Annotated in this window: 9 protein-coding genes; all 9 read left to right on the top strand. The window is 39.5% G+C overall.

All coding sequences use genetic code 11. The features are described 5' to 3' along the window. Window positions 1-258: 258 nt before the first annotated feature. Complete coding sequence (locus ACTCNA_RS16525) at window positions 259-648, top strand: YidH family protein (RefSeq protein ID WP_462949043.1); 390 nt, start codon at window positions 259-261, stop codon at window positions 646-648. Window positions 649-716: 68 nt separating this feature from the next. After that, window positions 717-1,280 carry an RNA polymerase sigma-70 factor gene (locus ACTCNA_RS16520; RefSeq protein ID WP_462949042.1) on the top strand — a complete coding sequence of 188 codons (564 nt, stop codon included), beginning with the start codon at window positions 717-719 and terminating at the stop codon, window positions 1,278-1,280. Window positions 1,281-1,407: 127 nt separating this feature from the next. Further along, window positions 1,408-2,448 (top strand): FecR family protein, encoded by a 1,041-nt coding sequence (locus ACTCNA_RS16515; protein ID WP_462949041.1) that lies wholly within the window; start codon window positions 1,408-1,410, stop codon window positions 2,446-2,448. A 21-nt stretch (window positions 2,449-2,469) separates the two neighbouring features. Then, complete coding sequence (locus tag ACTCNA_RS16510; protein WP_462949040.1) at window positions 2,470-4,026, top strand: aspartyl protease family protein; 1,557 nt, start codon at window positions 2,470-2,472, stop codon at window positions 4,024-4,026. Then, window positions 4,026-5,555, top strand: a complete 1,530-nt coding sequence (locus ACTCNA_RS16505) for a carboxypeptidase-like regulatory domain-containing protein (protein WP_462949039.1) — start codon at window positions 4,026-4,028, stop codon at window positions 5,553-5,555. The genes ACTCNA_RS16510 and ACTCNA_RS16505 overlap by 1 nt, the downstream gene beginning before the upstream one ends. A gap of 144 nt (window positions 5,556-5,699) precedes the next feature. Further along, on the top strand, window positions 5,700-6,044 hold the full coding sequence (rbfA, locus tag ACTCNA_RS16500) for a 30S ribosome-binding factor RbfA (protein ID WP_462949038.1): 345 nt from the start codon (window positions 5,700-5,702) through the stop codon (window positions 6,042-6,044). 44 nt (window positions 6,045-6,088) lie between these two features. Beyond that, a complete protein-coding gene (locus tag ACTCNA_RS16495; protein ID WP_462949037.1) occupies window positions 6,089-7,315 on the top strand; it encodes an ABC transporter permease in 1,227 nt (408 codons plus the stop codon). Between the two features lie 133 nt (window positions 7,316-7,448). After that, window positions 7,449-8,477, top strand: a complete 1,029-nt coding sequence (gene tdh, locus ACTCNA_RS16490) for an L-threonine 3-dehydrogenase (protein WP_462949036.1) — start codon at window positions 7,449-7,451, stop codon at window positions 8,475-8,477. A 63-nt stretch (window positions 8,478-8,540) separates the two neighbouring features. Next, the coding region (locus ACTCNA_RS16485) for a hypothetical protein (protein ID WP_462949035.1) at window positions 8,541-9,570 on the top strand (1,030 nt) is incomplete at its 3' end.

Raw genomic sequence — 9,570 nt, 5'->3', positions numbered from 1 at the left:
ATATAAATATACCTTTTGACCTGACTCGATATGGCATAAACGTGATACATTGAAAAAAAAATTGTATAAGTAGAATTAGAAGTTAATCCTTTTAAAAAGCGCGCCTGCCTGTCGGCAGACAGGTCTACCAATTCCGCCATCCGGGCTTTTCCTGTTGCGAAAAAATGGTGTGCAAAATTAACGAATTCGGAGAAATTGACAAAATCTATTTTCTTATATTTGTTAGTCGGTTTTGACTTGAATTAAACACCAATTAAAATGACTGAAGAAAGCAGGGATACCAAATTACGCGAACACCTTGCAAACGAACGCACATACCTGGCATGGATACGCACTTCCGTTGCCTTAATGGGCCTGGGATTTGTAATTGTTAAGTTTGCACTCTTCCTTAAAGAAATTACCGTAATACTGGACGATTCCAATATTGCCATTTCTGAAGGCTCTTCGGCCGTTATCGGTGTTGTTATGGTGGCTCTCGGTGTTGTCCTGGCAATTTTTGCATTTTTTCAGTACAAAAAGGTTGAAAAACAAATCAACCGGCAAACCTATAAATCTTCCTCTCCGGTTTCAACTATACTTACACTCGCCATTTTAATCGGGGGTATAATTCTTGTTGTTGATTTATTAACCAGCATATCATTTAATTGAAACAAAATTCGCTCAAAAAATCAACCTGTTTTATTACCTTGTACACTCATTAGGATGGAACAATTACAATGTACCTGCAAGAAGATTACATACTTTTCGAAAAAATAAAGAAAGGCGACAAAAAAGCCTTTGAAGCCCTTTTTCATCGGTACTACGGCATTTTATGCCAACATGCAGCCCATTTTATAAAAAATGAAGCAGAAGCCGAGGAAATCGTTCAGGAGCTGTTTGTGCGGATTTGGGAAAAACGGGAAAAAATTCAAATTGACACCTCCTTGAAAAATTACCTTTTCAGGGCAGTTAAAAACCAAAGCCTGAACTATATTCAACACAACCAAATAAAAAATCAATATGCCCAAAAGGTTATTCATGAAACAGAAGCCGTGAAAACCGACGATAATAACTACGCAGAAATTGGGCTGCTCCACAAAATTGAGGAATCTATTAACTCGCTACCGGAAAAACGACAGGAAATATTCAGGTTAAGTCGCCAGCAAGGATTAAAATACCGCGAAATTGCCGAGAAACTCAATATCTCGGTAAAAACTGTTGAAACACAAATGGGCCTGGCCATTAAAACATTACGCGAAAAACTGAAGCACTACTCAGGCATCCTCCTGTTTTTCATCTAAATTTTTTCAACTCATTTAAGGGTAATTCCTTTTCAGCCTGTCTTCTAAAATAGAAAGGCGAATGTGTTTGCATGCCACAAAAAATATTTAGCACGATTCTTTTACATGATTTCATACAGAATTAAGAATGAAAAATAAAGTTACATCTGAAAAGCCCGATTGGGATTTAATAGGCAAATACCTCACCGGGGAAGCCACTCCGGCCGAAACAGAACAAGTGGAAACTTGGGCAAGCAAGTCGGAGGAAAACCGCGAAGAACTTGAAAAAACAAAGCAACTTCTGGAAAATGCCGATTTGGTTTACAAGCTAAAACAGTACGATTCAGCGGCAGCGTGGCAAAAAGTTGCTGCACAAACAGTACCGGTACGGCGTATTAATTTCAGGAAGGAAATTGTTGCGAAAATTTACCGTTACGCCGCCGTAATTCTGGTTGCGATTTTACTTGGAGTAGGAGGGTATTACATTGCAAATCAAAATCAGGCGAGTGAAATTTATTCTGAAATTTTACCACCCGAAACGCTCGAATTACAGGAACATATATTACCCGATGGCTCGGTTGTTACTTTAAACAGCAATTCAAAAATCAGTTTTCCAAAACGGTTTAAAGGCAATGTAAGGGAAGTTACCATTACAGGAGAAGCTTTTTTTGATGTGAAATCCAATCCCGAAAAACCCTTTGTAATTAACGCCGGAGAAGCACGGGTAAAAGTGCTTGGGACATCATTCAACGTATCAGCCTACCCGGAGCAGGAAAAAGTTGAAATAATTGTGGAAACCGGAAAAGTACAGGTAACCAGAAAAACTAACACATCAACAAAAGAAACCAACAGCCTTTTGCTGACCCCGGGAGAAAAGGGAACGTTTTCAGAAAAAAGCAATAAACTGGAAAAAAACGTGAATGCCGACCGCAATTACCTGGCCTGGAAAACCCGCAACCTTGTTTTTGAAGAAACACCTCTCAACCAGGTAATCAGCCATCTGAAAAAAGTATATCGCGTAGATATTCAGCTCACAGACAAAGAATTAAACAACCTGGTTTTAACGGCTGAATTCAATAAAAAACCGGTAGATTTTATTCTAAACGTGATACAACTGACATTTGATTTGGAACTCGAAGAGAAAAACGGACAATACATTTTGTCGAAACAGGAAATTGATAACAATTAAAGCTTCAAAGAAATGAAAACAATGAAAACAAAAATCGGATTTGCAATTGCACTTTTGCTGACTTTTGCTGTATTTATCCCCAGTGTTTCGGTTGCCCAGCAGCCCAAAGAACAGGTTCTCGACCAAAACATAAGTATTTATGCCGAGGATGAACCTTTGTCTGATATCATCGAAAAAATATGTAATTACTTAAACATAGATTATTCCTATAATTCAAAGCTCGTAGCAGACAAGAAGGTGAACCTGAATGTATCGAACAAACCCATCAAATTTGTGCTGGAAAAACTGATGCAGGATTTTTACCTTCTGTTTGAAATTGAAGATAACATTCTGGTTGTGAGGGATTATGTACCACTCGATGAAAGTATCGAGTTCGACCGGGATTCCCGTCAATATCATTCGGCAAACCGTGGTTTTTTGTTTGACGATCCAACTGACAAGTCAATAACAATTAATTTCAAAACAGCCAGTAACCTGATTATTATTCCGGTGACCATCAATGAATCGGATACTCTGAATTTTATTCTCGACACCGGAGTTCGGTTCCCCATTATTACTGAATTACCTTTTGTTAACAAGCTGAACCTGAATTATTTAATGCCGGTCCAGGTGAAAGGGTTAGGCGAAGGACATGAGCTCACGGCTTACCGTTCGGGCAATAATACCATGAAATTGAACGGGTTAACCGCCCGCAACCAGGAAGTACAAATGATTATCGATGAAAACTTCCAGATATCGCACATGCTGGGAATTCCGGTTCACGGGCTTATCGGATTTAACCTCTTCAAAGATTACATCGTAAAAATCGATTATCCGTCCGAAAAAATTACCTTGTACAAGCCTGAATATTACAAGTACCGCGATCGCCGGAAAGACATTATTATGCCGCTGCACCTCGAAAATAACAAGCCTTTTGTACGCACCAGCATCGTTACCGAAGACCTTCAGGAAGTTCCCGTAAAACTGCTTGTTGACACCGGTGCCAGCGATGCTTTATGGCTTTCTGAGAAATCGGACGATCGAATTGACCTACCGGAAAAAAACATCGAAACATTTTTAGGTAAAGGGTTGAACGGAAATGTGTACGGAACCAAAGGAAGAATAGACGGAATCTGGGTTGGCCCGCTGATTCTTTCAAAACCAATTGTGGCATTTCCCAATTCAGAACTCATTGAGCAGTTGATATCTACCAACGACCGCAACGGTACGCTTGGAGCAGAAATCCTGCGCCGGTTTATTGTAACGCTCGATTACCGGAACAGCCGGTTAACATTGCGCCCAACCAGCCGCGTAAAAGAAGATTTTAACTACAATATGAGCGGAATGGAAGTTATCAATCCGGTGCCCGGGTTACCCATTTTTACCATTACTGATATCAGGGAAAACTCACCGGCTTATTTTGCCGGCCTCAAAGAGAATGACCAGATTTTATCGCTGAACTGGAGCAACCATAAATCGATGGAATTAAACGATATTAACCTGTTGCTTCAAAGCCGCGAGAACAAAAAAATAAGGGTGAAAGTTTTACGCGAAGGCGAAGAATTTAAAACTTCATTCGAGTTGAAAAAACTATTTTAATGCCGCTTAAACGAATTTGCATAGCACTCTCCATCCTGTTGTTTTCTTTCAGTTTAAAAGCTCAGCAACAGGATGGATCTGTTTTTGAACGGCGCGTTTCAATAAATGCCGAAAACCAACCGTTAAGCAATATTCTCGACCAAATCAGCTGGCAGGTCCGGGTTTACTTCTCCTACGATGCTACGCAAATTAATGCCAGTCAAAAATACACGATTCAGTCCATTGAAAAATCACTCTATTCTGTTCTCACTGAACTTTTCAATCCACAGGAATTCAAACTACACGAACTTGAAAACCAAATAATTATTACAAAGAATAACAGTCCGAAAGATTCGGTACTGAATGTTGTAAACGACAGCATTCCTGTAAAATATTTTTTCCTGACGGGAAGGGTGCTCGACCAGAAAAAAGAAGAACCTGTAGCTTATGCTTCTGTTTCTGTTTTAAATGAACCTGTGGGCACAATCACCAACACCGACGGCGATTTTCTGCTAAAACTGCACCCGGATTATATCCAGGACACGCTGGTGATTTCGAGCATGGGGCACCAGCAAATTTTGAAACCGGCATACCAGTTTCTCGATGAAGATATTTTTCTTCTGGAATCAATATCGATTCGCATCCGTGAAGTAAAAGTAGTTTCCACCGACCCTGAAAAACTGCTCGATAATATCAGCGAGAACATTGAAAAAAACTACAGTGCCTACCCCAAACTGATGTCGGCATTTTACCGCGAAACCGTGAAACAAGACGGCGACTACATTAATGTTTCAGAGGCAGTTATGGAAATTCTGAAAGCGCCGTATGTGAACACCTATCGCTCCGATTTGGTAAGGCTGGTAAAAGCCCGCCAGAGCCCTGATGTTCAGCCTTTTAAATGGATAAATTTTAAATTGCAGGGCGGTCCGTTTACCATTACCCAGCTCGATGTTATTAAAACGGTTGAAAGTTTTCTCGATGAAGAAACCCGTCATTTTTACGATTACCAAATCAGCAATGTCATCCGCTACAACAACCATCCGGTTTTTGTGCTTGAATTTAAACCTGTTAGCGGCACCGATTTTCATGGTTACGTGGGCGAATTGTATGTTCACCGTGAAACATTTGCCGTGGTACATGCCCGCTTTGGGCTCAACAGGCGCGGACTGCGAAAAGCCACCAGTATTTTGATAAAACGAAAACCAATCGGGGTAAAGGCCCGGCCATCGTTTGTGGAGTATGAAGTAAACTACAGGCAATACCAGGGAAAGTGGCACCTTTCGAATGTCAGGGCTTCCACAAAATTTAAAATCCGCAGCCGGAAAGACAACATCAACTCCGAGTTTCACAGTGTTTCCGAACTGCTGGTTACCGACCTCCAACCTACTGAATTAAAACGTTTCCCGCGAAAAGAATCGTTAACCCGGCGCGATATTTTTGTAGAAATGATTAGCGGTTATGATCCCGGGTTCTGGGAAAATTATAACATTATTAAACCTGACGAAGACCTTCGAAATGCCATTCCGCGGCTTATTTCAGACACGAATTAACCTTCTGATAAAAAGCAAATCGTATCTGGATATTACATTTCCTGGAAACATTTGCCGGTAACTCTTTTCATCCTGACCGATATACACCTTCGCTTTGAACTATTTTCCTTAATTTTGCTCAAAATAAGAAAGAGAATAACTTCTATGGAACAATTCAGCACCAGACAAAATAAAATCTCCCGGCTTGTACAGCGAGAAATGGCAGATATTCTGCTTCAGCTCAATAAATCAAAATACCAGGGAAAACTCATAACGGTTTCAATTGTGCGCGTAACCAAAGACATGAGCATTGCACGTATTTACCTGAGCATTTTCCCGTCGGAATATTCGGAAGAAATTTTAAGTGAAATTAAACTGAATACCAAAGCAATAAGGGGAGACCTTGGCCACCGTATCGGAAAAAGTGTGCGAATAATTCCCGAGTTGGAGTTTTATATCGACGACAGCCTCGATTATATTGAACACATTGATGATTTGCTCGGGAAATAGATCAAATAATTGGCAAAATTTATCGTTTCACACCTAAAAGAAAGTTGAATCTACCACTATTCATAGCAAAACGATACCTCGTTTCTAAAAAGAAACAGAATATTATTAACATAATTTCAGGAATCTCGGTTGCCGGAATTATTGTTGGCACCATGGCGCTGGTAATTGTCCTGTCGGTTTTTAATGGTTTTAACAGCCTGATAGAAACCTTTTTCAGTAATTTCGATCCGGATATAAAAATTACCTCGCGGCAAGGAAAAATGTTTACAACCGACGATGAACGGTTCGAGAAACTAAAACAACTGCCCGATGTAATTCACTATGCCGAAGTAATTGAAGAAGTGGCTTTACTGAAATACAACCAACAGCAGTATGTTGCAGTAGTGAAAGGCGTTCCGGACAATTTTGCCCGATACACGAATATTGATACGCTAATTGTTGACGGTGATTTTTTGCTCGATGACAATGGAATCAGTTATGCTGTAGTAGGCCAGGGTGTGGCCTATAATTTGGGCATCGGGCTTACGTTTGTTGACCCCATCAGGCTGTTTGTGCCTAAAAAGGGAAGACAAACTGCCCTCAATCCTGCACGTGCGCTCAACTTCGATTACATTTACCCATCGGGCGTTTTTTCTGTTCTCGAAGAAATCGACTCAAAATACATCATTGTTCCCTTTAATTTTGCGGCTGAACTTTTTGAAAGCAACAACCACATTTCAGCCATTGAATTGGGACTTAACCCCGAGGCCAATGCCCAAAAGGTACAAAATGAAATTGAATCGATTTTAGGTGAATCGTTTCACGTGAAAAACAAATACCAGCAGCACGATTTAATTTACAAAACCATGGAATCGGAAAAATGGGCGGCTTACCTCATTCTGGTATTTATTTTGGTAGTTGCCTCGTTTAACATGCTGGGAAGCCTTTCAATGCTCATAATCGACAAAAAAGAAGACCTGTTCATACTTCGCAGCATGGGAGCAAACTCCACGCTAATCCGCCGGATTTTTCTTTTTGAAGGATGGATGATTTCATTTTTCGGGGCAATAATTGGTGCCATAATTGGCATATTAATTTGCTGGGCACAAATTGAGTTCGAATTAATAGGGTTGCCCGGGGCAGGGTCTTTTATCATTTCGGCCTATCCTGTAAAAATTATTTTTTCAGATATCCTGGTAATTTTGGGAATTGTATTTTTTATCGGGTTTATCGCATCGTGGTACCCGGTCAGATTTATTTCACAGCGTTATCTGCTAAGCGAAAACAACTAAAAAACTCGATTTCAAGTTATTAAAATTTCGATTTGAAAGATTTTTTGTAATGCTGATTTTCCTTCTTCTTTAAACCTCAAAATTATTTTATTTTGCAAACTGAATCATACGAAACATTTTAAAACGACAAAAAGTGAAAGCACTGGTAAAAAGCAAAGCAGAAAAAGGTATTTGGATGGAAGATGTTCCAATGCCTAAAGTTGGACCTAACGATGTACTTATCAAAATAAAAAAAGCCGCTATTTGCGGTACCGATCTTCATATTTACAAGTGGGACGAATGGGCACAGCAAACCATTAAACCTCCTGTAACTATCGGGCACGAATACATGGGAACTGTTGTTGAAGTGGGTTCAGAAGTTGACCGTGTGCAAGTAGGGGAGCGGGTTACTGTTGAAGGCCACATTTCCTGCGGATTTTGCCGCAATTGCCGGCGTGGCAGGCAGCACATTTGTGATAATACTATTGGTATTGGAGTTCACCGCGATGGTGGTTTTGCCGAATACATTTCAGTACCCGCAAAAAATGTTTTGCACATAGATGTAAGCATTCCCGACGAAATTATGTCCATCATGGATCCACTTGGAAACGCCACACACACAGCACTTTCATTTCCGCTTTTGGGTGAAGATGTTTTAATTACCGGAATAGGCGGCCCCATTGGCGCTATGGCTGCTGCCATTTGCCGTTTTGCCGGGGCACGCAATGTAATCGGTACCGATTTAAGTTCCTTCCGCCGTGCTTTGGCCCGAAAAATGGGAGCTACACGCGTAATCGACCCCACAAAGGAAAGCATAAAAGAGGCCATGCACAGGCACAATATGGTGGCCGGTTTCGATATAGGGCTGGAATGTTCAGGTTCGCCTGCAGCTTTTAACGATATGGTAAACCACATGTACAACGGCGGAAAAATCAGCTTGCTGGGAATTCTTCCTCAGAAAACCCAAATCAACTGGAATAACGTCATTTTCAAGGGATTAACATTAAAAGGAATTTATGGCCGTGAAATGTATGAAACCTGGTACCACATGGAAATGATGCTCACTTCGGGACTGGATATTACGCCGGTAATCAGCCACCGCTTTCCTGCCGATGATTACCAAAAAGCATTCGAAATTATGGAAGAAGGGAATTGTGGTAAAATTATATTAGACTGGGAATAAACTTGCATGTTAATACTCAAACACTTAATTTTAGTGTGCAAAAACCGGTAATACTTCAGCCTCATGAATTTTAAAATTTCCACAGCATCTTTTTTCCTGCGTGTTGCAATACCTCTTTTGATTGCATCTTTTTTATTTTACGGCTGCCAAAAAGAAAACGACGAACTTCCTGAACCTCAAAACAATCCTCCTGTTATTTCCCTTTCTGCAAATCCTCGTGAAGGGGAAGCTCCTCTTAATTCAAGAATTAAAGTTGATGGAACAGATGAAGACGGAAAATCAGATATTGCAAGATACTCTTTAGAAATAAAAGAATTAGGAATTGATTTTGATAAGAAAGAACCTATTGACACTATGATTTCATTTTCTGAAGCAGGAGAATATACTGTAAATGGAGAGGTTAGTGATAAGATGGGGGATATTGGGAAAGAAGAAATGAAAATTTATGTTGATAAAACCCCTAACGCATCTGTTTCACAAAATGTAAGTTTAGAAGATAGTATTAACATCGCTTATGGAATTAATTTTGAAAATACTGATGCAATTCAACTTGATGTGGTTAAGGATGGTGAGAAGATTTTATCTAAAAACATAACAAACTCTGAATATTCTGAAATCTTTAGTTATAGTTCAGACGATAAAATAACAAAAGGAAATTATGAATTTGTTGCTAACTTTAAAAACTCTGAGGGGAAAGATACAAATATTGTTTCAAGTGTTGAAATTCCGAATTATAATCCAAAAGTAGATTGGAGTAATTTAGATATTAACTTTAATGAGAATTCTAGTAAAACAATAACTCTCCCAAATCCAACAGATAAAAATCCCGAGGATAATCCTGTGAATTACATCCCTGAGAGTTTTAGTTCTAATAAAGCTGAATTGGAGTTTAATTCTGAAAATAAATCTTTGAATATTGTTGGTCTTCCTAGTAGATATGGAAATTATAATCTTAGTTCAGAGTTTGGAAACTCTGAAGGTGGAATTAGTTCTGTTTCTAAAAATGGAACTATCTATGAACTTGCAAGATTAAAGGGAATTATTGAAAGTAATGAAAGTCATGAAGGAATTAAAGCAACTATTGTTCCATATG

This window comes from Tangfeifania sp. (genome assembly GCF_055108615.1).
The sequence above is the reverse complement of the archived record's forward strand: the minus strand, read 5'-3'. Positions and strand labels throughout refer to the sequence as shown.